This is a genomic window from Acidocella aromatica (assembly GCF_014201825.1).
GTDB lineage: Bacteria > Pseudomonadota > Alphaproteobacteria > Acetobacterales > Acetobacteraceae > Acidocella > Acidocella aromatica.
This window is the reverse complement of record NZ_JACHFJ010000002.1, coordinates 191,402-215,601: the sequence shown is the minus strand read 5'-3', so window position 1 is coordinate 215,601 and position 24,200 is coordinate 191,402. Positions and strand designations below refer to the sequence as shown.

The following is a 24,200-nucleotide window of genomic DNA, read 5'->3' as shown; positions in this document are numbered from 1 at the left end:
GTGGGGCGGGCGCTCCTGCGTGCGCTGGGTATGGTGCTGATCGTCATCGGGGCGGTGCCGATGACGCCGCTGATTTGGCTGCTCGTGTTCGTGCACGGCAACCCGTATGGCATTTTCAGCCATATCCATCTGGCCTTCTGGCAAACCCAGTTTATCGGGCTGGGTCTGGTGGGAGTTGGAATAGTCCTGCTGATGCGCGCTTAATGCCCGGTGCTGCCGAACCCGCCCGCGCCGCGCAAGGTCTCGTCGAGATCCTCAACCACCTCCCACAGCGCCCGCACCACCGGGGCCACCACCGCCTGGGCGATACGCATCCCGCGCGTGACCTCAAACGCCTCAGCGCCGGTGTTCAGCACGATCACGCCGATTTCGCCGCGATAATCCTCATCGATGGTGCCGGGCGAGTTGGGCAGGGTGATGCCGTTTTTCAGCGCGAGGCCCGAGCGCGGACGCACCTGCAACTCATAACCGGCAGGCAAGGCAATGCAGAAGCCGGTGGGGATCAGCGCCCGCCCACCAGCCGGGATGGTGACAGGTGCTTCCACCGCCGCCAGCAAATCCATGCCCGAGGCGCCAGCGGTGGCGTAATGCGGCAGGTCCAGCCCCTCGCCATGCGGCAGGCGGCGGATTTTAACAGTCACGTTGGTCATGCGAAAAACTCTCCGATACGCGCGGCAAGTTTTTGCGCCAGCGCTGTTTTGTCCATTTTGTCCCAGGCTTCGGTGCCGGATTCGGTAAGCAGCAATATCTCGTTCTCATCCCCGCCCATAATGCCAGTGCCGCCGACATCGTTCGCCACCAGCCAGTCGCAGCCCTTACGCGCGCGCTTGGCGGCGGCGTGTTCGGCGAGCTTCTCCGTCTCCGCCGCGAAGCCAATGACGAGCTTGGGCCGCTGCGGGCCGGGAGCGGAAATCTCAGCCAAAATGTCTGGGTTTTCAGTCAGGCGCAGTGCAGGGGGCTGGCCGGAGCCATCCTTTTTGATCTTCTGCCCAGCCTCTTCCACGCGCCAATCCGCCACGGCGGCGGCGCAGACGGCGATGTCGGCGGGCAAAGCGGCCTGTACGGCGTCACGCATCTCGCGCGCCGTGTCCACCCGCACCACATTCACCCCAGCCGGGTCAGGCACATTCACCGGGCCGCTGACCAGCGTGACTCTTGCCCCAAGAGCGGCAAGGGCGGCGGCGATGGCATGCCCCTGCTTGCCCGAGCTGCGATTGGCGAGATAGCGCACCGGGTCGATGGGCTCATGCGTCGGCCCGCTTGTGACGATGGCGTGGCGCCCCTTGAGCGGCCCGTCGGCAAAGAATGCCTCGATGGCGGAGAGAATCGCGGGCGGTTCGGCCAAGCGCCCCGGCCCGTATTCGCCGCAGGCCATGGGGCCTTCATCGGGCGGCACTACCAGCACGCCGCGCCGGGCCAGCGCCGCCATGTTGGCTTGGGTCGCCGCGTGTTCCCACATGCGCACATTCATCGCCGGGGCCACGAGCACGCGCTTATCGGTGGCCAGCAACAGCGTGGAGGCAAGATCATCAGCCAGCCCGGCGGTCATCTTGGCCAGGATATCCGCCGTGGCCGGGGCCACCACCACGAGGTCGGCGGCACGGGAAAGCTCGATATGCCCCATCTCGCTCTCATCGGTGAGGGAGAACAGCTCCTGGTACACCTTGTTGCCGGTCAGCGCCTGGAGCGAGAGCGGGGTGACGAACTGCGCCCCCGCCTTGGTCAGCACGGCAGTCACGCCATACCCGGCCTTGGTGGCCAGCCGCACCAACTCCAGCGCTTTGTAAGCGGCAATCCCCCCGGTGACGATGAGGAGCAGTTTCCTCACAGACGCCAACCCGCATGGATGGCCGCGATGCCGCCCGAGAGGTTGCGATACGTCACACGCTCCAGCCCGGCGTTTTCGAACATGCGCTTGAGCGTCTCCTGGTCCGGGAACATGCGGATGCTCTCGGCCAGATACTGGTAGCTCTCGGCATCCTTGGCCACGATCTGGCCGATTTTCGGCAGCGCGTCGAAGGACCAGCGGTCATACAGCCCGGTCAGCCCGGCGATCTGCAGCTTGGAGAATTCAAGCACCATGAATCGCCCGCCCGGCTTGAGCAGACGGCGCGCCTCGGCGATCACCTTGTCCTTGTTGGTGCAGTTGCGCAGGCCGAAGGCCATGGAGATGCGGTCGAAGCTGGCATCGGGCAGCGGCAGTTTCTCGGCATCGGCCACCAGGAACTCGATATCGCCGAGATACCCTTTGGCCGTCGCGCGGTCCCGCCCCACGCTGAGCATGGAGGCGTTGATGTCCGACATCACCACCGGCCCACCGCCGCGCTTGAGCCAGCCGAAGGTGATGTCCCCGGTCCCGGCGGCCAGGTCCAGCAGCGTGTAGTGTGGGCGCGGATCGAGCGCCGTGAGGAACTCGCGCTTCCACAGGCGGTGAATGCCGAGCGACATCAGATCGTTCATGACGTCGTACTTGCCGGCCACCGAATCGAAGACCTCGCGCACCAGGGTGGCTTTCTGCCCGCGTGGCACGGTCTTGAATCCGAAATCGGCGGTCTCGCTGGAATTGTTCTGGCTCATGGCAAGCAGTATAGCCTTGTTTTGCCATGCCGGAACTCCCCGAAGTAGAGACCGTGATGCGCGGGCTGGATGCCCGCCTCACCGGACGCCGCATCAAGCGCGCCACGCTGCACCGCGCCGATATACGCTGGCCCGTGCCGCCCGAGTTGCCACGCGTGCTGACCGGCGCTGTGGTGCTGGGCTTCCGCCGCCGGGGTAAATTCATGCTCATGCGGCTGGATAACGGCTGGTCGGTGCTGATCCATCTCGGCATGTCCGGCCGGATGCTGATCGATGCGCCACCCGCGGCACACGAACATCTGACCATCGAGACCGATGACGGGGCGCGGGTAGGGTTTGTCGATCCCCGCCGTTTCGGCGCGTTGGACCTTGTTCGAACCACCGAGGAGGACAGCCACAAGCTGCTCGCGGGCATGGGGCCGGAGCCGCTGGGCAATGAGTTTTCGGCCCCTGTGCTGACGGCTGCGCTGAAGGGCAAGGCGACCTCGATCAAGGCGGCACTTCTGGACCAGCGCATCGTCGCCGGGATCGGTAATATCTATGCCAGCGAGGCGCTGTTTCGCGCGGGTATCAGCCCCATCCGTCAGGCAGGGAAAATCTCCCGCCCGCGCATCGAGGCGCTGGTGCAGGCCATACGCGACACGCTACGCGAGGCCATCGCGGCGGGTGGCTCCTCTTTGCGCGATTATGTGCAGCCGAGCGGGGAGCTGGGCTATTTCCAACATGCCTGGAAGGTCTACGGGCGCACGGGCGAGCCTTGCGAGCGTTGCCCCGGCCTGCCAGCCTGCGCGGGTATCAAAAGCATCACCCAATCGGGGCGCAGCACGTTCTATTGCCCCAAGACGCAGAAATAATCAGGGCGTCGCCGAACCCACCGGCGAGTGATCGTTGAGCCGCCCGACCACCACCTTGTTCCGCCCCGAAGCCTTCGCCCGGTACAGCCCGTTATCCGCCGCCTGCACCAGGGCGCGCGTTCCGGCATCCACATCGAGCCGCGACACGCCGACCGAGATGGTGAACTTACGGTGCGGAAACTCCGACGCCGCGACCAGCCCACGCACGCGCTCCGCCACCACGATGGCATCGGCCAGATCGGTGGAGGGGAGGATGATGGCGAATTCCTCGCCGCCATAACGGGCCAGAAAATCGTAAGGCCGCAGGCTGGAGAGCAGCACCCGCGCCACGGACTGCAGAGCAGAATCCCCGGCCAGATGGCCAAAATTATCGTTATATTGTTTGAAATTGTCGATATCGAGCATCAGCAGCGAGAGTGGGGCCCCGGTGCGCTTGGCGCGAGAATATTCCTCGGTCAGTTTCTGATCATAGGCGCGGCGGTTGGGGATGCCGGTGAGCGCATCGGTCACATTCTGCTGGCCGAGCTTGGCGTTGGCCATGGAGAGGCCAATCAGCGTGCGGCGCATCTCCAGCAGTTCCATCACCTGCCGGGCGAGGGTTTCCAGCGCGTGGCATTGCTCCCCGTTCAGGCTGCGTGCGCGCCGGTCCAGCACGCTCACGCTTCCCAGAATCTCCCCCGCAGGCGCGTAAAGCGGCGCCGCGGCATAGAAACGAGGGCGGGTATGGCCGCGCTTCTGCGAGGCGGAATGCGGATCGGCGTGCATGTCGGGCAATTGGAGCACCGAACCGGGCTCATGCAGGTTTGCTTCCCTGAAGCCGTCATGGGGGAAACCCAGCGCCTTGCCCGCGAAAGCTCCGGTACAGAACAGGGATTTCACCCATTGCCGGTTTTCGCCGAAGAAGGAGATCATCCCCGCCGGCGCCGCGCAGACATAGGCGGCGAGGCGGGCGATGTCGTCGTAGGATTTTTCCGCCTCGCTATCGAGGATCTCGTAGCTGGCAAGCGCTTTCAGGCGGGATGCGTCTTCCTCCTCCCGGAGGAGATTGATGGCTGATCCCGCCTCGCGCGGCAGTGGCCGAATGTCCAGTAATTCACTCACGGCACGACAACCCTTTCCTTAACTGGAGTTCATCATGCCGCCCGAGAAGTTAATCGGACGTAAAATTCGGTCGGCGGCCTCGGAAAGTTTACAGCGCCTTCACCGCCTTCAGCACGTCCTCGGCATGGCCGGTGACTTTCACCTTCGGCCACAGCTTGGCCACCTTGCCGTTGGCGTCCACCAGAACGGTGGAGCGCTCGATGCCCATGTATTTCTTGCCGTACATGGATTTCTCCTGCCACGCGCCATAGGCGTCGATCACCTTGGCTTCCGGGTCGGAGGCGAGCGGGAACTGCAAGGAATATTTCTCGGCGAACTTCTCCAGCGCCTTCATCGAATCCTTGGACACGCCGATGACGGTGACATCAAGCTTGGAGAAATCGGGCAGCCCCTCCTGAAAGGCGCAGGCCTCCTTGGTACAGCCCGGCGTGTCGGCACGGGGGTAGAAATACAGCACGAAGGGCTTGCCCTTCAGCGAGGCCAGGGAAACGCTGCGCCCATACGTCGCGGGTAGGCTGAAATCCGGTGCGTCGGCACCTTCGGTCAGGCTCATGTGGTCACTCCTTGTCTGATGATCTGGTTGAAACAATTCTGCACCTGGGCGCTAATCTGCTCTATCGCCAGCTTAAGCTCGGCGAAGTCCGCCGTGCCGGTGGCGCGCAGCAGCGGAGCCAGCATGGCGGCGAGCGGGTTGGTTGCGCGGTCGGAGAGCCCGGTGATGCGGTTGATGCCCTGGATACTGCGCCAGAAATGATCGGCGCGCAGCAGCGTGGCAGTATGCTCCTCGGTTAGTAGCCCAGCCTGGCCGAGCCCACGCAGCGCCGCGGCCGTGTTGGGTCGGAACAGCTCTTTATGCCTTGGTCCGTGGATGAGCTGCAACGCCTGGGCGATGAACACCACCTCCATCATGCCCCCGGGCAGGGCTTTCACGTCGAACATCCCGTGCGGCGGCAGCTCGGCGGCCAGACGGTCGCGCATCGCGGCGGTGTCCGCCAGAATTGCCTCCGCCGCCTGGGGGCGGGAGAGTGCGGTGTCGATAGCCTCGCGCACCACGGGGCCAAAGCCGGGCGTGGTGGCCATCACCCGCGCGCGGGTCAGGGCAAGGCGCTCCCAGGTCCAGGATTCGCCCAGATGGTGGTAGCGCCTGAACGCCTCCAGCGAGACCGCCACCGGCCCGTGATTACCCGAAGGGCGCAGCCGCATATCTACATGGTAGAGCGAGCCTTCCTTGCCCTGCGCGGTGAGCGCGCCGGTGAAGGCGTGGCTGAGCCGCACGAAATACGGCGTGGGCGCGATGTCCATCGGCGCGTGGTCATAAATCAGCATCAGGTCGAGATCCGACCCCGCCAGCATCTCGCCCGCCCCGGCCTTGCCGAGTGCCACCACGGCGAAGCGCGCGCCCTTCACCCGGCCATACCGCGCCTTATGCGCCTCCAGCACACGCGGCAGCAGCAGCGAGAGCGCGGATTCCGCGAGCGCCGTGCGCAGCCGCCCGGCCTCGTCCACGTCGATGCGCCCTTCAAGCGTGGCGACCGAAAGGTGGAATTCCTCCTGCCGCACGAATTGCCGCGTGATGGCGACCGCCTGCTCCAGATCCTCCGCCTCGGCCAGTTGGCGGCGCAGCACAGGCTTGGGCGCGGCAAAGCGGGCGCTGGGGTTGAGCAGCGCCTCCAAGGCATTGGCGTCCTCGGCCAGTTGCTCGGCCAAAGCCGGAGCGGCGCCGAGTACGGCGGCCACGCGCTGCAACAGCGCCGGATGGCGCGTGAACAGCGAGAGCAGCTGCACCCCGGCGCGCTGGCGGGAGAGCAGCGTGTCGAAATGCGCGAAGGCTTTGTCCGGCTCGGGCTGTGCCCCCAGCGTGCCCAGCAGATGCGGCATAAGCCCCCCCAGCAGCTCCCGCGCCCGTTCCGCGCGCAAGGCGGGGAGTTGGCCGCTGGCCCATTCGCGCAGCCGCTCGGCGATGTGCTGGGTGTCGTTAAAGCCCAGCTCTCGCAAACGGGCGGTAAAGGCGGGCGGAGGCGGGCCTTCGGAGCCGGGGTCGAGTGGCTGCGGCGCGTCTTCCGCCCCGGTATCGAAGAAGGAGCGGAAATGCTCATGCACGCGTTCCAGCAGCTTGGGGAAGCTATGCTGGAAATCCGGCTCGCCGAGGAAGGTGGCAATCACTTCCAGCCCCGCCGGGGTGGAGGGCAGGGCATGGGTCTGGCGGTCATCCACCATTTGCAACCGGTGCTCCACCTGCCGCAGCACGCGGTAATCCGCCGCCAGCTCGCGCGCGGTCGTCTCGGGCAAATGCCCCGCCTTGGCCATGGCGGGCAGGGCGATGAGTGTCGCGGGGATGCGCAAGGCCGGATCCTGCCCGCCCCAGACAAGCCCGAGCGTCTGCACGATGAACTCGATTTCGCGGATACCGCCGCGTCCGCGCTTCACATCCAGCCCCAGCAGACCGCTGCCGCCGGTTTGGGCGTCGATCTGCCGCTTCATCGCGTGGATGTCCGAGATCGCCGCGAAATCCAGATATTTGCGCCAGATGAAGGGGCGGATGGCGGCGAGGAACTGCTCGCCGAGCGCGATGTCCCCGGCGATGGGGCGCGCCTTGGAGAAGGCCGCGCGCTCCCACGTGCGCCCCTGCGATTCATAATAGGATAGCGCCGTGGGCAGGGCCACGACTGGCGGGGTGGCGGAGGGATCGGGGCGTAGGCGCAGATCCACACGGAATACGTAGCCCTCCTCATCCCGCACCGCGAGCAAGGTGGAGATGTCCCGCGCCATGCGCGCCATCATGCCCTGGGCGTCCTCGGGGTAGACTGGGCAATCCGGGTCGTAGAGCAGCACGAGGTCGATGTCGGAGGAATAGTTCAGCTCATGCGCGCCGAGTTTGCCGAGGGCCAGGGCGGTAAAGCCGCAGCCGCGCTCCGGGGCGTCCGGATAGGGCAGGGTGATCTGCTCTGCCTCGTGCAGGGTAAACAGCAGATGCCGCACGGCGGCGCGCAGGGTTTCTTCCGCGAGGTCCGAGAGCGCGCGGGTGATCGTCTCCAGCGGCCAGAGCCCGCCGATATCGGCAATCGCAATCGCCAGCGCCGCCTGCCGCTTGGCCCGGCGCACCGCAGCACTCAGCTCCCGGCGCGGCAGGTCGGGCGGCAGGGCGCGTACGTCCTCCAGCAGCTTGGCCACATGGGCATCCGGTCCTGCCGCCATACAGGCCAGCAGCGCCTCCGAGTCGCGCAGCGCGAGTCCGGCGAGGTAAGGCGCGTTGCCGCCCAGCGCGTGCAGCAGCGCGGCACCTTCCTCGGTGGCGGCAAAGGCGAACTGCGCCTCGCCCAGCTCGGAAAAATCGACGCGCAGCCGGGTTGCGGCCCCGGCATCGGCGGCTTTCGGGAAGACCGGCTTGTGGGAATGGCTTGGCATCTGGCAAGCAGAACAGGATGAAGTGCTGTCTGGCTTCGTGATATTGGTGTCGTTGTTTTTCAAAGACTTACCCATTTCAGAGCCCAAAACCCTTCGCGCTTGCTGCCCAACTCGTCGTCCCCAACATCATCATCCTACCAGCCCTCTGCCGTGAAAGAAGCCAGAGCAGGCTTGATACGGCTGAAGCCAAGCACGAGCACAAAGACTCCGCCAAGGCGCCGACCAAAAATAGTTCTTTTTTCGAAGTTTTGATCACTCGTCACAAAAATAATGCGCACAATCCTCGGCTGTGCTAAATAGGTATCATGACGTTTATACCTTTTGAGCCGCGCCGATTTGCAATCAACGAAGCCGCCATATCTTGGATTTCCACATTCAATTTGACGCATGCTCTGACTCTTACATATCCAGTTCCCAAAACTGCACGCGGGCATGTGGATCGATATGACGGGAAAACTGGTGAGTTGGTTGAAACAATCCCCGCCGCTTCACTTAAAAGGAACTCCACCCCATTGTGGACGTCATCGAGTATTCTTAGGCTTCGAAAAAACCTGCGCAATTTGCACGCAATGGTCGACGGCGCGTTGTTTAGCAAGAGATTTCATACGAAACCTTTGAGCACTCGTACCTCCTACTTCGCATTTCCATCCGGAATAAAAATTGACTCCATGCTCCATGTGCACATGGCATGGAGTGTTCCAGAGGCTAAGATCAATGCTTTTGAAAGCCTGTTTCCTGACAACAAACCGGTAACGTGTTGGAACAAGCTTGTTCAGGCAGGAACACATAAGCTTGAGCGGATTTATGATACTTATGGCTGGCTACAATATTGCACAAAACAAAGCCCATTTGTTTTAACGATCCTCAGTCCAGAACTCATACCCGAGAAGAAGTAGAAGAACCGATGGGCGCTATATCTGAATAAATGCTGCGGCACCCGCGCATTCCCAGGTATAGCGACATTTGCAAATTTTCAGCCACTTTTTGAAAAAAATGGTGGTAATGGATAGTTATTGCCTATCAAAACATAGCACCACAAAAAGCAATGAATAGAATTCCCTACAACGATGGATAGTTATTGCCTATCAAAACATAGCACCACAAAAAGCAATGAATAGAATTCCCTACAACGAGAACACCCAACACAGTGAAACATTATATTAATAGGGCTTAATTATAAGCTGTAAAACATCGTGTTTTTTAACTTGATATCGCCGCCTGGTCGTTTGATTGAGTTTCTGCCTTCCTTTGTCCTTTGGAGAAAATAGGTCGAAGCTTTACATCGAACGGAATTTCAACGCGTCTCTTCAGTTTGTCCGCGTCATTCCATTGTTTGCCATTAAATATAGAAACAACATTTTCAAGAATTTGGCTTCCACATTCCTCACAGGTAATTAGATTTTCTCTTAGGAGTATATTTCCTGCCTGCGGCTTCTTGGCATTATCCCTCCTGATATCCATTGCAATTGCATTGGTGAAGTCAGGTGAGTATACTGGTATTTTAAAAATATTGTCGTAATAAGCGGCAAATGTTTCAACATTATCAAACGACTTTGATCTGCTGCCTAAAGTTCTCATATATTTTTTGCAGTTGCTGCACGACGGAACGTTCAGAAGTAACAGAAACAGCACGATGCCAGCCAACAAGAAACCAATAAACTGGTCTGCTGCGATCCAATAGCCAAAGGAGCCTACCGCCCCCGTAGAGGGACCATTTCCATACCGACCAATCGAATACGACGCGGTAGTGATCATGACATTCATAAAGTGAAAAAACCCACAGACTTGATTCACAGGCGTCCCGTCATCCAAAGCCATCGTCTCATATTGGATGAAATAGATCAAAAACGGTGCCACCGACGATGCCAAAAACATCAGAAAAAATAATGCTTTCGTTGGCATGCGATTGAAATAATAGGCGGCAAAGAAATACCCTGATGCACTCGCAATGCCGGTGCCTATCGCGCCTGCTGGAACTACGAGCCATAGCATATATGAAAAGATATCTGTGTTTAAAAGCCTGCCAACATATACCACTAAAAACGACGTGATAATGGCAGTAAATACCCCCGACAAATATACGACGGTTGATTGCACTCTGTAACTCATGACATCCCTGTTTCAAATCGGGTTGTTTGATCTTGCCTGAAATGGCTGCAAACGGCTTTATGCCACTGTAATTCAGCATTAATCTGGCGGCAATGATTAAAGCCGTTTGAAGAGGCAGTCTTGAGTCGGTGTTCTCATATGACCAGGGATCAATGAGATAGCATTTACCCCCACCAGTATGTCTCACACAAGTTGGTTGCTATTTTGAGACTCCGTGATATCACTATGTTATTAACTTCAGTGAGACTCGCCAATGATTGTAGGATACGCGCGCACATCTATGGGAACCCAGGTAGCCGGTTTTGAATCCCAGCTTGAAATCCTCGAGGCAGCGGGATGTGAACGCATCTTTTCCGAGCAGGTCTCATCCGTGTCCAGGCGCGACAAACTCGAAGAGGCACTTCGTTTTGTGCGCGACGGCGATACCCTCGTGGCGACCAAGCCTGACCGTGTGGCGCGGTCGACGCGTGATCTGCTTGATATCGTCGATCAGCTCGCCAGGAAGGGGGTGGGACTGCGTATTTTGAGCATGGGCGGTATGGAGCTGGACACGAAGCAAGCCACCTCCAAGCTCATGCTGACCGTGTTGGGGGCTATCGCCGAATTCGAACGGGCACTCATGCTCGAACGCCAGCGCGAGGGCATCAAGAAGGCTGCTGAAGAGGGTAAATATAAAGGACGGGCGCCCACAGCCAGGCGCAAAGAGGCATTGATCGTCAAGTTGCGTGGACAAGGCGTGAAGCCAACAGATATCGCCAAGCAGCTCGATATCAGTCGGGCATCCGTCTATAGGGTCTTGGCATCAGCAGCTTAAATCCGCTAACCTTCCGCATTCGCCTATACCAACTAACGGATTGTTTTGAATCTCTGTCAATACTGGGATGATTTGCTATGTCAGATGACGATTTGGGCTTAGAATTTGATAACGAAATCGTTGAAGAGGTGATTATCTCTCAAGCCGGCAATCCTATTTTCACATCGGCAGGCGATCCGGAGATCGATTCTCTATATGGAAAAAAGCAAAGAGGTCGGCTTGTTCTCCAGCCGGACTTCCAACGCCAATATGTATGGGATTCTACAAAGGCAAGCAAACTAATTGAATCCGCTATTTTGGGCATTCCCTTGCCGATTATCTATCTGTCTGAAGAGAAGGACGGCAAAGAGTATGTCATCGACGGACAGCAGCGATTGACGTCCTTTTTCTCGTTTATAGATGGCACATTTCCGGATGGGAAACCATTCAGGTTAACTGGCTTGAACGTATGCCCAGACCTGATCGGTAAAAAATTCAGCGATCTGAGCGAAGACCTTCAAAACAAGATTAGATACTACGTCGTAAGAACTATCACTTTTCAAAAAGAATCAAGTGAAAATCTGAAATTTGAGATATTTGAAAGGCTGAACACTGGATCGGTTCAGCTCAACGATCAAGAATTGAGAAATTGCCTATATCGAGGAAACTTCAATACTGCCCTAAAGGAAATGGCTTCTGATCCAGACTTTATGTATATAGCTGGACTGGAAGCCCCTGATCGGAGAATGAAAGACAAGGAACTGGTTCTTCGATTTTGTGCATTTTATCATAAGACCTATCTTAAGTATAAACCTCCCATCAGAAATTTTCTCAATGCCGAGGCTCGTGACAAACGCAACATCACCGACAAGGAGTTGGCAGAGTTAAAAGCGGCATTTAAAAGTGCGTGCCAAATAATCCGTTCATTACTCGACAAAAATGCGTTTAAGCGGTTCTACAAGGGAAAAGACAACAGCCCGAATGGAAATTGGGAGCCAAAGAAGTTTAACACTTCGCTCTTCGACATTTTGATGTATTCATTTGCGGATGCCGACAAAAACAAGGTGTTCCACAATCTCGATGCCATCAGAGAGGCATTGATCTTTCTGATGACAGAAGATGACGAATTTATTCGTTCAATTGAAATTTCAACGAGTTCAGTAGAAGCTGTACACACCCGGTTTGATAAATGGAGAAGTGCTCTTCAATCTATACTTGGCATCAATCAAAAAGAGCCTCGTTGCTTTTCATACAAGCTCAAGGAAGAGCTGATGAAATCCGATCAAACTTGCGCAATTTGTGACCAAAAAATTCTTTCCATAGATGATGCCGCCGTGGATCACATACAACAATACTGGATGGGAGGTAAAACCATCCCCGAAAATGCCAGGTTGACGCATCGATATTGCAATTGGGCGCGACCGAGGATCGAACGCGGGTAACTTCGATTATCGAAGACCGGCTATTTGTCGCGTGTCGTCGTCCTACGAATGATTATGCTGCCGGGCGTGGTGGAGCAGAGCGGATGAACGCCGTGTCTCCCACCAGGCACGGGCTAAGCCTGCGCTGATGGTGGCGGCGAGGGTTGGTAAATATCAATCTTCGCCAACCTTCTCAGGAGGTCCCGTCTTCGATGCAAATCAATCATGCTGAGCGGTTCGTCGGTGAAAAATCGTTCTGCAAGGGCGTCGTTGATCTCGGAGATCAGTTTTTCATATTTATCCATCAGGTATTTATCTCAGCACCAAATGCCAGCTCGCTACCGCTGCCCTTATCCCACCCGTGTGAAACGCGCTGGTGTCGAGGGGATTGAAGAATGTTTCAGAAATTCGTCTCGATCAGCCTTTCGGCATATTCACGCAGCAAACGCAGTTCGTCGCGAATCAAGCCGACTGAAATCGCTAAGCAACTCGATATCAATCGGACATCCGTCTAAAGAGTGTTGGCTTCGGCGGCATAGAGAACCTGGACAAACTTATAAAATGAGAATTGAAGAAAATACCAGATTATAAAATGTTTTTGTCAGATACTCGCTAAATATTGGATGGATGATAATTACGATGAGATAGACCGAGAGCTTCAAAGACGGCGCCGCCAAATAGAAATTGATTATATGTCATCTCTATTGGGTCACGAATGCGATTATACCCACACCTCTAAAGCTCTACTCAGATACTACCAAGCTTGGGATACTTTTGACTTGGTGCATGACCTGGTTCTATCAGGTTACCCCCTTGATATAGCCGATGCCCTGACAAAGCTGATTAGCTAACTACGCCAGCAATAGCTCAAGGTTCAGCCGCCAGGAAGCGGGCACAGATGGCGACCGGATCGTAATATTGCGCCGTCAATTGGCGTTTCATTATTCTTTTCCGCCGCCAGTTGCCGTTCCGTCCGACTTTTCCAGCAGCCTTTTAGGGTATAGGAAAGTGTTCGATGGGCGCCTGAGTGCAATCCTTTTCATTAGTGGAGAATCAGGATCAAGAATTGATATCTGATAATCCACAAAGTCTTTTTGGTTATCGTCTTCAAACTTTTCTATTTCGCCGTCACCGTTCAAAAAAAATGATTTTTCACCGGCATGAAATAGAATGCTGTCTACACAGGCGTTAATATTTCTCTTGCGCCCTTCGTAGACGATACGGATAGACATAATAAAGCCGTGCAAAATTACGAGTGCAGAGTTACTTTCATGATTGAAATAGACACCCTCAATTAGAGCTTTCAGGGCTTGGCTCATCACCAAGCGGGCGTCGATGCGCTCTTTGCCATCGGATTCTGCTAAAGCACGTAGTTGCGCTATTTTGTTCAGATTTAGGGCAGGGCTTTCATTGGTAGCCAAAGCAATCTCGTCTTTTAAATCAGATATCTTTTCGTCAAGCTTGCTATAATTTTTCTCTAATTCGGCAAGCTTGCTGATTAGTGATTTCAAGCCATGTTCACCGATGGCTTCAGTAATATTAGCAATTTGTTTTGCTATTTTGTTCTTTTCATCGTTTGCTGATGCAATCCGCTTTGAAAGATCATTCAGCTTGGCATCATTGACTTCAAATAGAGTTGGATCAAAAGCGTTGAAAGCCATAAGCGTATCAATGATTAGTAGCTCAACAAGCTTGTACCGATAATAGTTCTTGTTTGCGCATAGCCCTCCGCGAGTGGCGTCATAGCATGCTAAATATTCCATCTCTTGCGATCTTGGATTGCGTGGAGCACGGCGCATATAGGTCATTGTGCCCATGCAGTGTGCACACTTGGCTATGCCCTTTAGCAGGTTATCGCACTCCAAAACTTTCTCCCCCCCGGTGCTTGCTCTGGTTTTCATGCTGGCTGTAGCTCTTTCCCAGAGTGCAGCATCTATCACAGGAGGATAAATCAATCTTTCTTCACCAACAGCAACCCGCTTTCTGCCATTGGCAACGCGCAATTCATGAGGCTGGTAATAGCCAAGGGCAGAGCGGGTCTTAATAATGCTTTGAATGGTGGAGGTATGCCACTGGCTTGTAGATACCTTTTTGACTTTGACGCCTTGCTCTGCACGGGAAAAAGTTGGAATGCCTTCTTGATTGAGTCGCTTGGCGATGCGCTCTCTGCCTAGCCCCGCTGCTGTCTCTTCAAATATGCGCCGCACAACTGCCGCACGTGATTCGATCACTTCATATTTGTCATCAACTACCTTGAGCCAACCGGGTGCCAGTTTGGTTAGCACCGTACCAGATAGCTTTTTCTCTTCCCATACCCCATTCATGCGGCGTGAATGGCGTTTAGAAAACATGCGGGCTTGTTCAAGTTTCCCAGCCAGAATTTGCATGGCACCAGAGTCGAGGGTTGCCATGGAATATACCGTGTCATCTTCACAGGTGACAATTTCCACACCAGCTCGGACAATTTGACTAATTGTATCCATGGCTGTGATAGGATGCTCTCTTGAGAGCCTATCCACAGCTTCAATTAGAAGTAGAGAGCCGGGCTTTATTTTGCCCGACTCGATAGCAGCCAAGAATTTACCAAGATTGCCTCTTTTCTTGTGTGCAGAGCTGAAGGCTGAAAGCCCCTGGTCCCGTAGGTTGAGGCTTGTGTCTAAAGTGATGCTATGGCGGGTGGCGTAAGAAATTGCCAATTGGTCTTGGCGGCGTTGGGAATCGCCGCTTGTTTGGACGGCTGTAGAAAATCTGGTGTAACTATATCCTATGCGAGACACGTCCCAACCCCCAAAAAATCAGCGGAAAACAGGGGTTTATACTATACCATGAAGCCGGATACAACTTCATGAAGCAGCGTCCAGGTCAAGTTTGGAAAATATTCGGCGAAGCCGTTCACCAGCTCGCCCGTGTTCTGGAACTACTGCTGATCCTCTGCATCCTAGGCTTCTGCCTGCTGGCGTTCCGCCTCTCCTTCGGGCCGCTGGAACTGCCGGAACTGGCCTCGCGCATGGCCACGCTGGCCTCGGGGCAGGGCATCTCGGTGCATATGGACGGCGCGGAGCTGACCTGGGCTGGGTATCACCTGGGCGGCGGCGTGCCGTTCGCCTTCCGGCTGCGCGGCATCTCGGTGCGCAATGCCGAAGGGCTGGAATTCGTCAATGTCCCGGCGGCGGACATGGTGGCCCCGCCCGCGGATATCTTCGGCGCGCACCAGCCCTTGCGGGTGGACGGCTCAGGCGCGCGCTTCACCGGCACCACGGCGCCGGTCTCGGTGCATGCCTATATCTGGCCTGGCAAGGGCTACACTTTGGCGCGTGGCGATTTCTACGTCACACTTGGCCCCGGCGTGGTCGGTCAGCCGGGCCTGAGCGAATCCATCACCGGCGGCAGCTTCGTGCTGCACGCGGCACCCAGCGCCATCGACATCACCGACGGCAAGTTGAACCTAACCCCCGTTGGCGCCAGCGCGCCGCATGTCGGTTTCAGCTTCACCGCCCGCGCGCGCCAGAACTGGACCGCCAGCCTCACCGCCACGGCGGATGCCGTGCGGGCCGAGGATCTGCCCAGCTACTGGCCGGAGCTGGCGGCTCCGCATACCCGCGATTGGGTAACCGCCAATATCACCGAGGGTTTCGCCCGCAACGCGGCTTTCACCTTCGGGCTCAGCGCGCCGGAGGATCTTTCGTCGCTACAGCTCGATACCGTAACCGGCGGCTTCACCGCTCAGGCGTTGCGGCTAATCTGGCTGAAGGGCATTACCCCGCTCACCAAGCTCGACGGCACTTTCACCATGCCGGACCGTGATACGGCGGTCATCACCGCCCAGGCCGGGCATGTCGCTGGTGTCGCGCTTACCGGCGGCACCATGACCATCCATGGCGTCTCGCAAAAGGACCAGGTTGGCGATCTCGCGGTCGATCTCGCCGCCAGTCTGCCGGATGCCTTCGCCGTGCTCAACGCGCCGCCGCTCAACCTGCTGCGCGACGCTCCGCCAGGAGTCGCGGACGCCAAGGGTAGCATCACCGCCCACGTCACCGCGCAGATCCCGTTCGTGCAGGACCTGCATCTCGCCGATACTGGGCTGCATGTGCAGGGTAAGCTGCGCAAGGTGAACATGGTCTCCTTGCTGCCGCCTCTCTCCTTCACCGACACCAGCGTGGACGTCGACGTAACCGCGCAGACCTTGCGCCTGAAGGCCAAGGGGAACTTTGCCGGCGAGCCCGCCACGGTGGCGATGGAGGAGGCAATCGGCACTAAAGACTCTCCGGCGACGATCGAGATGCAGGGGGCCGCCGGGGCGCAGCTCTGGAATTTTCTCGGCCTGGAGCAGGCGACGGCGGCGAGCGGCCCGGCCAGCGGCGTGGCCCCGTTCACGTTGCGTCTGAGCGGTCCGTCCGGCGGGACGCAAACCGCCTCGGTCAGTTCGGACATCACGGCTGCGAGCATCGCCCTTCCGGAGTTTGGCTGGGCGAAGCAGCCGGGTGATGCCGGGCATCTTGCGATCAGCGCCAGGCTGGAACACGGCAAGCTGGCGGCGGTAACCGGTCTTGAGGCTCAGGCGCCGGGGCTGGATATCAGAGGTACGGGGCAGGAGGGCGGCAGCTTTACCCTGGCCAATGCCACCATTGGCCGCACCAGGGCCAAGGGTAGCCTCACCCCGCCGGTCAACGCAGGTGAGCCGTGGCGCCTCAGCCTCTCGGGGCCTGTGCTGGATATACGGCGTAAACAGCAAAGCACGGCGGGCAACGGTAAGAAGGGAGACACATTCAGCGGCGCCGCCTGGGCCGCCACGCTCAATTTCGGCACGGCCTATCTCGCCGCGCCGCCGGCGCCCGGGCTGAAGGATTTTACCTTCACCGGCGCTGGGCTGGGCGGCACGGTCGTCGAGGCCCAGGCCCAGGCCGATGGGTTCAGCCTCGGCATTATGCCGCAGCAGGATTTGCGCCGAAGCCTCACCCTGCGCTCTGACGACACGGGCACGCTGCTGCGCGCGCTGAACCTTTACGGCAACGCCACCGGCGGCAAGCTGGCGCTGGACGCGGTGTATGGTGGCAGCCAGCCTGCCACGGGCACGGCCACGCTGGAGAAGCTCCGTTTGGCCAAAGCGCCGGAAGTGACCAAATTTTTGCAGGCGATGACGTTGTACGGCGTGGCCGATGCCGTCTCCGGGCCGGGCATGCGCATCGACCACGCGGTCATCCCGTTCTCGGTGCAGGATGGCACGCTGAAGCTCAACGGCGCGCGGGCGTTTTCATCGTCGTTGGGGTTTACCGCCACGGGCAGCATCAATCTGGCCGATGATAACTGCTCCATCGACACCACCGTGGTGCCGCTTTACGCGCTGAACGCGCTGCCGGGGAAATTGCCGTTGCTGGGGAAATTATTCTCGCCCGAGAAGGGCGGCGGGGTATTCGCGATGCGAGCCCATGTGAGCGGCCCGCTCACCGACCCGCATGTTGCGATGAACCCGCTCTCCGCCTTCACGCCTGGATTTCTGCGCGGGCTGTTCGGGCTGGGCGGCGAGAAACCCACCACCCAGCCCTGAGTTTTGCCGTCAGGCGGCAGGGGCCTTGGAGACGACGACCATGGCCGGACGCAGCAGGCGGCCATTGAGCTGCCAGGTCTGGCTCCAGGCTTGGATAACGGTTCCGGGCGGGTGCTCGGCGCTTTCCTGCTCGGCCATCGCCTGGTGCAGATTGGCATCGAACGCGGCGCCGGTGGGGTCCTGGCGGGTGATGCCGTTGCGCTCAAGGAGGGCGACAAAGGAACGCTCGATGCCCTCGAAGCCGTCGCGCATCTTGGCGACGATCTCGGGCTCGTCCTCGGTGCGCTTGGGCAGGCTGTCGATGCCGCGTTTGAGGTTCTCCGCGGCTTCCACCACGTCGCGGGCGAATTTCTGCACGGCGAAGGCGCGCGCATCGTCAACCTCACGCTTGGTGCGGGCGCGCAGATTGGCCATTTCAGCCTCCGAGCGCAGCCATTTGTCGCGCATCTCCTGAAGCTCCTGCTCCAGCGCCGCAATCCGCTGATCCGGCGCCTCCAGCAGCGTCTCTTCCTGGGGGGTGGTCTCGTTCTGTTGGGTGTTCTCGCTCATGCCGTGGAATTAGGCGATGTCGGGCTCTGAAACAAGATTCCGGGAAGAAGGACACCCTGGCGGCCCTCGGTTTTTTCCGCTTTGGTGATAATGTCGCACACGGCTATTCAATACTAAAAACGGAGACATATCATGATCAAAAATATGGGGTCGCTCGACCGGATTCTGCGCGCGATCGTCGGCCTAGTGCTGCTCAGCCTCGTTTTTGTTGGGCCCAAGACGCTGTGGGGCCTGATCGGCTTGGTGCCGCTCGGCACCGCCTTCATCGGTTTCTGCCCGGCTTACCTGCCGTTCGGCATCAAGACCTGCAAGAAAGCCTAATCAGCCTGCCATACCCGCCACGCGCCGGCGGCTTCGCCCCCCGCGCGCTGGCAGGCCATGTCGGCCAGCCGTAGTGCGATGGCGGCGTGTTCCATCACCGTATCTGGCTGGTCGCCGCTATTTGACCAGCGCGGCCCCACGCCCACGCTGATCACGGCGTGCTGCGGCAGTAGCGGCGGCAGGGTGGTGCAGAATTTCGCCGCGCGCTCCCCGGCGGTGAGGTGGTCCATGCCGTCGCACCACAGCCCGATCGTGGTTTCGTCGATTCGCCCGAGCAGGTCAGTGGGGCGGACCACATCGCGCAGTTCTTCGGCCAGGCGCAGCGCGATGGCCGGGCGCAGCCCCGACGTGGCGCGGGAGAAGCCTAGATAGATCAGCGAGCCGGGATGACCCTCGACGTCCAAGCGGTCGAACCGCCGCCCCAGCTCGTCGCCAAAGGTGCGGCCGGACCATAGCCCGGTTTCTGCGTCCAGCATGGTGTTGTGGCGCAGGGCAGGGGGGCCATTATGCCCGGCATGGCCGTCCGGCAGGGTCAACTCCGGGGCTTCCAGGTCGAACAAAATTCCGTAAACGCCCGCCACCTTGGCGCCAGTGATGCGCGGGGCCAGGGCCAGGCGGTACATGCGCGTGCTGCCATCGGCCGAGGCGAGGCGCAGTTTGCCGTGCCAGGCCACGCATTCCAGGCAGATAGTGGTGACGATGGAGCGAAACTGGGTTGCGCTCAGCGCCTCCTCCTCGGCCGTGCCGCCCGCGAGCAGGCTGGCCAGCTCTAGCCCCAGCAGATTAGCCGCCGGCTGGCCCAGAACCTTGCCCGGCCCGAAGGCGGTGAAGCGCCCCATCGGGTCGGTCTCGAAGGCGAGGTCGGTCAGCATGGCGGCGACGGTAAGCCAGTGCGTACCTGGGGCAACGGCCAGGGCTCCGGGGCTGAAGGCGGAAATCTGCGGCACGATCATGCCTCGAGTCTATCCCGGCTGCGTAAACAACAGTTTAACCAGCCCCCGGCGCGTTGACATCGCCCGCCGCTGCCCCTCATGGTCCGCCCCGTATTCGCAAGACGGGAAAGACATGACGACCGATCTCAAGACCATCATCGAGGCCGCCTGGGATAAGCGCGCCGAGATCTCCCCCGCCACCACCGGCGAGGTGCGCGACGCCGTGGAAGCCGCGCTCGAGCTGCTCGATTCCGGCAAGGCCCGCGTGGCCGAGCCCGGTGCCGAGGGTTGGGTGGTGAACCAGTGGCTGAAACAGGCCGTGCTGCTCTCCTTCCGCCTCTCCGCCAACGGCCTGATGGACGGCCCCGGCGGCGCGCCGGTGTTCGACAAAGTGGCGGTTAAATTCCAGGGCTGGGACGCGCCACGATTCGCCGCCGCTGGCATCCGCGCCGTGCCGGGTGCCGTGGTCCGCCGCTCCGCCTTCATCGCCCCCAACGTGGTGCTGATGCCGAGCTTCGTGAATGTCGGCGCCTATGTCGGCGAAGGCACGATGATCGACACCTGGTCCACCGTCGGCTCCTGCGCGCAGGTGGGCAAGAACTGCCACATCTCCGGTGGCGTGGGCATTGGCGGCGTGCTGGAGCCGCTGCAGGCCAATCCGGTGGTCATCGAGGATGACTGCTTCATCGGCGCCCGCTCCGAGGTGGCCGAAGGCGTGATCGTCGGCCAGGGGGCGGTGCTCTCCATGGGCGTGTTCCTGGGCGCCTCCACCAAGATCGTGGACCGCGAGACCGGCGAGATTTTCTACGGCAAGGTGCCGCCGTATTCGGTAGTGGTGCCGGGCACCCTGCCGGGCAAGACGCCCGCTTCCCCCAGCCTCGCCTGCGCCGTGATCGTGAAGCGCGTGGACGTGCAGACCCGCTCCAAGACCTCGATCAACGAGCTGCTGCGCGCGTGATCGCCCCCGTCGCCCTGGCCCAGGATCTGCTGCGCTGCAACTCCGTCACCCCGGCGGATGGCGGCGCGCAGGGCGTGCTCATCCAGGCGCTGGAAGGGCTCGGCTTCACCGTCACGCGGCTGCGTTTCGGCGAGATCGAGAATTTCTTCGCCGAGCGGCCAGGGCAGGGGGCGCATCTGTGCTTCGCCGGACATACCGACGTGGTGCCCCCCGGCGAGGGCTGGGCGCATGATCCCTTCGCCGCCACCGAGCAGGACGGGATCATCTATGGCCGGGGCGCCGTGGACATGAAGGGCGGCATCGCCGCGTTCGTCTCCGCGGCTTCCCAGGTGCCCGGCCATGTCTCGCTGCTGATTACAGGCGACGAAGAGGGCGAGGCCAAGGATGGCACCGTGAAGGTGCTGGAATGGATGGCCGAGCATGGGAAGATCCCGGATTTCTGCGTGGTTGGCGAGCCAACTTGCCGGGGCCGGGTGGGCGATGTGGTGAAGGTGGGGCGGCGCGGCAGCATGAATGCGCGCATTTCCGTGCCAGGGAGGCAGGGGCATGCGGCCTATCCTCACCTGGCCGACAACGCCGTGCATAAGCTGATCCCCTTGCTGAATGAGCTGATTGGCAAGAAGCTGGACGAGGGAACGCCGTTTTTCGAGCCGTCGAGCTTGCAGATCACCTCCGTCGATGTCGGCAACCCGGCGACCAACGTGATCCCGGCGCTGGCCACGGCCAAGCTGAATATCCGCTTCAACGATTTGCACAGCGGCGCGTCCCTGACCGCTTATCTGCGCGAGGCGCTGACCCGCCACGCCCCGGATGCGACGCTGGAAGTAAGCATCTCCGGAGAGGCCTTTCTGACCCAGCCGGGCAAGGAAATCGGGGCGCTGACCGGAGCCATCGAGCGCGTGACCGGCGTAACCCCGGAGCAGAATACCGGCGGCGGTACGTCCGATGCCCGGTTCATCTCGCGCTACTGCCCGGTGGCCGAGTTCGGGCTGGTGGGCGCCACCATGCACAAGGTGGACGAGGCCGTGCCAGTGGCCGATCTGCGCCAGCTGACGGAAGTCTACAAGGCCTTGATCATGGCGTTCTGCGCATGATCCTGCGCGGCTTATGGCGGCTGGCCAAGGGTGATGCAGCCGGAATCAAGGAATTCGGCGGCGGAGTGGATGATTTCTACGCCTCGCTGGCGCCGCTCATCGCGTTTCCGCTGGTGGGCGCAATGGTCACGGCCATCCAGATGGACTGGCGCACGGCGCTGATGGGGCTGCTGGCCCGGCTCTGCGGCGTGCTGGTGCTGCCGGTGCTGGTGTACGAGTTCGCTCGGCTGTTTGGCCGCAAGCCGCTCTGGCTACGCACCGCCACGGCGCTCAACTGGTCGTTTTGGGCGCTGCTGCCGGTGCTTCTGGTAGGCTCGTTCGTCGGGGCGATCCTGGTGCAGTTTGGCGTGGCCATGGGCACGGCGGAACTGGCCACGCTGGCGCTGATGGGGGTTTATCTGTTCTGGTACCGCTGGCTGATCCTGCGTGCCGGGCTGGCGTTGGATGGCTGGCGGTCGTTGCTGATGGTGCTGGTCAGCAGCGCCTGCATCGGGCTGTTCGTCATCATCCCGGTGGCGCTGGGCTTTGGCCCCGACCCGGCCCAGCTCGGGCATTTGTAAGAGTTTTTCGCGCCCATCTTGAAAAAAGGGCGCGACTAGTTACCCACTTGGCCCCGGTGGCGCAGCATATGGTCCGCCAGCACGCAAGCCAGCATCGCCTCGCCCACCGGCACGGCGCGGATGCCCACGCACGGGTCATGCCGGCCTTTGGTTATCACCTCGACCTCTTCGCCGTCCGCGCTCACGCTATGCTTGGGGATTAGGATGGAACTCGTTGGTTTTACGGCAAAACGCGCCACGATGGGCTGCCCGGTGGCGATGCCGCCCAGAATCCCGCCCGCATGGTTGGAGAGGAATTTGATCTTCCCGTTCTCCATCCGCATCTCATCGGCATTCTCCTCACCGCGCAGAGCGGCGGCGGCGAAACCGTCGCCAATCTCCACTGCCTTCACCGCGTTGATGCTCATCAGCGCCGCCGCGATGTCCGCGTCCAGCTTGCCGTAAAGCGGCGCGCCCAGGCCCGGTTTCACACCCTCGGCCACCACTTCCAGCACGGCGCCTATGGAAGAGCCCGCCTTGCGGATGGCATCCAACTCAGTTTTCCACGCCTCGGCGGCCCTGGCGTCCGGGCAGAAGAAGGGGTTCTCGTCCACCTGCGCCCAGTCCCAGTTGGCGCGGTCGATGCCATGTGCGCCCAGCGCCGTCATCGCGCCGCGGATCACCACCTCCGCCCCCAACACCTTGCGAGCGATGGCCCCGGCGGCCACGCGCATGGCCGTCTCGCGCGCCGATGAGCGCCCGCCACCACGCGGGTCGCGATGGCCGTATTTCATGTCATACGCCACGTCGGCATGGCCGGGGCGGTAGCGCTCGGCGATGTTGGCGTAGTCCTTCGAGCGCTGGTCGGTATTCTCGATCAGCAGCGAGATCGGCGTGCCGGTGGTGCGCCCCTCATACACGCCGGAGAGGATCTTCACCTGATCCGGCTCCTGCCGCTGGGTGGTAAAGCGGGACTGGCCGGGGCGGCGCTTGTCCAGAAACGGCTGGATATCCGCCTCGGACAGTTCAATGCCCGGTGGGCAGCCATCAACCACGCAGCCAATGGCCGGCCCATGGCTCTCCCCCCAGGTGGTGACCCGGAACAACTGCCCGAAGGTATTGAAGGACATACCTTATTCGCTCGCGATGGAGATGTCCGGCGCGTCCGGGTTCTTCATGCCGACGATATGGTAGCCGCAATCCACATGGTGGATCTCGCCGGTCACGCCCTTGGAAAGGTCGGAGAGCATATAAAGCCCGGCGCCGCCCACTTCCTCCAGCTCCACGTTGCGCTGCATCGGCGCGTTATACTTGTTCCACTTCAGGATGTAGCTGAAATCGCCGATGCCGCTCGCGGCAAGCGTCTTGATCGGGCCGGCGGAGATGCCGTTGACGCGGATATTGTCGCGGCCGAGATCAGCCGCCATGTACCGCACGCTGGCCTCAAGTGCGGCCTTGGCCACGCCCATCACGTTGTAATGCGGCATCCAGCGCTCGGCGCCGAGATAGGTCAGCGTCAGCAGCGAGCCGCCATCGCGCATAAGCGCCGCGGCGCGGCGGCCGACAGCCGGGAAGGAGTAGCAGGAAATGTCCATGGCCTGGGCGAACACGTCGCGCGGGGTGTCGAGGTAGCGCCCGCGCAGGAAGTTCTTATCCGCGAATCCGATGGCATGGACCAGGAAGTCAATCTTCCCCCATTTCTTGTCCAGCGCCTCGAAGGCCGAGTCGATGGCCGCGTCGTCCGACACATCACAGGGGACCAGGAAATCCGCGCCGATGGAGGCGGCCAGAGGGCGCACGCGCTTTTCCAGCGCCTCGCCCTGGTAGGTGAAGGCGACCTCACCCCCTTGCGCCACCACGGCTTGCGCGATGGCCCAGGCGATGGAGCGGTTATTCGCCACCCCCATGATAAGCCCGCGCTTACCCGCCATGAGCGTGCCGCGCGGCGGGGCGATTTCGGCTTGGGTATCCGGCATGGGGCTAAATCTCCGTGGTGCTATCG

At 60.1% G+C, this 24,200-nt stretch carries 23 protein-coding genes; 9 read left to right on the top strand and 14 right to left on the bottom strand.

The annotated features are described in order from the left end of the window. Positions 1-204, top strand: a complete 204-nt coding sequence (locus HNP71_RS03560) for a hypothetical protein (RefSeq protein ID WP_183265500.1) — start codon at positions 1-3, stop codon at positions 202-204. Here the strand turns inward: HNP71_RS03560 and dut are convergent. Genes dut through HNP71_RS03545 form a run of 3 tightly spaced genes read right to left on the bottom strand, consistent with a single transcriptional unit; the run spans position 201 to position 2,577 of the window. Then, positions 201-650, bottom strand: coding sequence for a dUTP diphosphatase (gene dut, locus HNP71_RS03555; protein ID WP_183265499.1), 450 nt, complete (start codon positions 648-650; stop codon positions 201-203). The genes HNP71_RS03560 and dut overlap by 4 nt on opposite strands. Beyond that, the gene (gene coaBC, locus HNP71_RS03550; RefSeq protein WP_408840538.1) at positions 647-1,828 is read right to left on the bottom strand and encodes a bifunctional phosphopantothenoylcysteine decarboxylase/phosphopantothenate--cysteine ligase CoaBC; all 1,182 of its coding nucleotides are present in this window, start codon (positions 1,826-1,828) and stop codon (positions 647-649) included. Before coaBC ends, dut begins: the two co-directional genes overlap by 4 nt. Beyond that, a complete protein-coding gene (locus HNP71_RS03545; protein WP_183265497.1) occupies positions 1,825-2,577 on the bottom strand; it encodes a class I SAM-dependent methyltransferase in 753 nt (250 codons plus the stop codon). Before HNP71_RS03545 ends, coaBC begins: the two co-directional genes overlap by 4 nt. Before the next feature lie 26 nt (positions 2,578-2,603). Between HNP71_RS03545 and mutM the strand changes: the two genes are divergently transcribed. Beyond that, positions 2,604-3,431 (top strand): bifunctional DNA-formamidopyrimidine glycosylase/DNA-(apurinic or apyrimidinic site) lyase, encoded by an 828-nt coding sequence (mutM, locus tag HNP71_RS03540; RefSeq protein ID WP_183265496.1) that lies wholly within the window; start codon positions 2,604-2,606, stop codon positions 3,429-3,431. Here mutM and HNP71_RS14345 read toward each other — a convergent pair whose 3' ends face one another. The 5 genes from HNP71_RS14345 to HNP71_RS03515 form a co-directional block, all read right to left on the bottom strand. Further along, positions 3,432-4,532, bottom strand: coding sequence for a diguanylate cyclase (locus HNP71_RS14345; protein WP_183265495.1), 1,101 nt, complete (start codon positions 4,530-4,532; stop codon positions 3,432-3,434). A gap of 88 nt (positions 4,533-4,620) precedes the next feature. Further along, on the bottom strand, positions 4,621-5,085 hold the full coding sequence (gene bcp / locus HNP71_RS03530) for a thioredoxin-dependent thiol peroxidase (protein ID WP_183265494.1): 465 nt from the start codon (positions 5,083-5,085) through the stop codon (positions 4,621-4,623). Next, complete coding sequence (locus tag HNP71_RS03525; protein ID WP_183265493.1) at positions 5,082-7,937, bottom strand: bifunctional [glutamine synthetase] adenylyltransferase/[glutamine synthetase]-adenylyl-L-tyrosine phosphorylase; 2,856 nt, start codon at positions 7,935-7,937, stop codon at positions 5,082-5,084. Before HNP71_RS03525 ends, bcp begins: the two co-directional genes overlap by 4 nt. A gap of 134 nt (positions 7,938-8,071) precedes the next feature. After that, positions 8,072-8,326, bottom strand: coding sequence for a hypothetical protein (locus HNP71_RS03520; RefSeq protein WP_183265492.1), 255 nt, complete (start codon positions 8,324-8,326; stop codon positions 8,072-8,074). An 811-nt stretch (positions 8,327-9,137) separates the two neighbouring features. Continuing rightward, positions 9,138-10,034, bottom strand: coding sequence for a hypothetical protein (locus HNP71_RS03515; protein ID WP_183265491.1), 897 nt, complete (start codon positions 10,032-10,034; stop codon positions 9,138-9,140). A 265-nt stretch (positions 10,035-10,299) separates the two neighbouring features. On the opposite strand from HNP71_RS03515, the gene HNP71_RS03510 reads away from it, so the two are divergent. After that, complete coding sequence (locus tag HNP71_RS03510) at positions 10,300-10,860, top strand: recombinase family protein (protein WP_183265490.1); 561 nt, start codon at positions 10,300-10,302, stop codon at positions 10,858-10,860. A gap of 77 nt (positions 10,861-10,937) precedes the next feature. After that, entirely contained in the window at positions 10,938-12,281 is a 1,344-nt protein-coding gene (locus tag HNP71_RS03505; protein ID WP_183265489.1) for a GmrSD restriction endonuclease domain-containing protein, read from the top strand. Positions 12,282-12,394: 113 nt separating this feature from the next. Here HNP71_RS03505 and HNP71_RS03500 read toward each other — a convergent pair whose 3' ends face one another. Both HNP71_RS03500 and HNP71_RS14340 read right to left on the bottom strand, forming a co-directional pair. Then, on the bottom strand, positions 12,395-12,565 hold the full coding sequence (locus HNP71_RS03500) for a hypothetical protein (protein WP_183265488.1): 171 nt from the start codon (positions 12,563-12,565) through the stop codon (positions 12,395-12,397). Between the two features lie 636 nt (positions 12,566-13,201). Continuing rightward, positions 13,202-15,037, bottom strand: a complete 1,836-nt coding sequence (locus tag HNP71_RS14340) for a recombinase family protein (RefSeq protein ID WP_183265487.1) — start codon at positions 15,035-15,037, stop codon at positions 13,202-13,204. Positions 15,038-15,105: 68 nt separating this feature from the next. Between HNP71_RS14340 and HNP71_RS03490 the strand changes: the two genes are divergently transcribed. Then, positions 15,106-17,805 carry a YhdP family protein gene (locus HNP71_RS03490; protein WP_183265486.1) on the top strand — a complete coding sequence of 900 codons (2,700 nt, stop codon included), beginning with the start codon at positions 15,106-15,108 and terminating at the stop codon, positions 17,803-17,805. 9 nt (positions 17,806-17,814) lie between these two features. On the opposite strand, the gene HNP71_RS03485 is transcribed toward HNP71_RS03490, so the two are convergent. Beyond that, the gene (locus tag HNP71_RS03485) at positions 17,815-18,354 is read right to left on the bottom strand and encodes a nucleotide exchange factor GrpE (protein WP_183265485.1); all 540 of its coding nucleotides are present in this window, start codon (positions 18,352-18,354) and stop codon (positions 17,815-17,817) included. A gap of 132 nt (positions 18,355-18,486) precedes the next feature. On the opposite strand from HNP71_RS03485, the gene HNP71_RS03480 reads away from it, so the two are divergent. After that, entirely contained in the window at positions 18,487-18,675 is a 189-nt protein-coding gene (locus HNP71_RS03480) for a YgaP family membrane protein (RefSeq protein ID WP_183265484.1), read from the top strand. Here HNP71_RS03480 and HNP71_RS03475 read toward each other — a convergent pair. Next, complete coding sequence (locus HNP71_RS03475) at positions 18,672-19,628, bottom strand: GGDEF domain-containing protein (protein WP_183265483.1); 957 nt, start codon at positions 19,626-19,628, stop codon at positions 18,672-18,674. The genes HNP71_RS03480 and HNP71_RS03475 overlap by 4 nt on opposite strands. Before the next feature lie 112 nt (positions 19,629-19,740). Between HNP71_RS03475 and dapD the strand changes: the two genes are divergently transcribed. From dapD to HNP71_RS03460, 3 genes are read left to right on the top strand one after another with little or no spacing between them, the layout of a single operon-like run. After that, a complete protein-coding gene (gene dapD / locus HNP71_RS03470; RefSeq protein WP_183265482.1) occupies positions 19,741-20,565 on the top strand; it encodes a 2,3,4,5-tetrahydropyridine-2,6-dicarboxylate N-succinyltransferase in 825 nt (274 codons plus the stop codon). After that, positions 20,565-21,659 carry a succinyl-diaminopimelate desuccinylase gene (gene dapE / locus HNP71_RS03465; RefSeq protein WP_408840593.1) on the top strand — a complete coding sequence of 365 codons (1,095 nt, stop codon included), beginning with the start codon at positions 20,565-20,567 and terminating at the stop codon, positions 21,657-21,659. Before dapD ends, dapE begins: the two co-directional genes overlap by 1 nt. Then, a complete protein-coding gene (locus HNP71_RS03460; protein WP_183265480.1) occupies positions 21,656-22,219 on the top strand; it encodes a hypothetical protein in 564 nt (187 codons plus the stop codon). The genes dapE and HNP71_RS03460 overlap by 4 nt, the downstream gene beginning before the upstream one ends. Before the next feature lie 35 nt (positions 22,220-22,254). Here the strand turns inward: HNP71_RS03460 and aroC are convergent, their stop codons facing one another. Together aroC and fabI are read right to left on the bottom strand one after the other, a co-directional pair. Beyond that, on the bottom strand, positions 22,255-23,328 hold the full coding sequence (gene aroC, locus HNP71_RS03455) for a chorismate synthase (RefSeq protein ID WP_183265479.1): 1,074 nt from the start codon (positions 23,326-23,328) through the stop codon (positions 22,255-22,257). A 3-nt stretch (positions 23,329-23,331) separates the two neighbouring features. After that, positions 23,332-24,174 (bottom strand): enoyl-ACP reductase FabI, encoded by an 843-nt coding sequence (gene fabI / locus HNP71_RS03450; RefSeq protein WP_183265478.1) that lies wholly within the window; start codon positions 24,172-24,174, stop codon positions 23,332-23,334. Positions 24,175-24,200 lie beyond the last annotated feature (26 nt).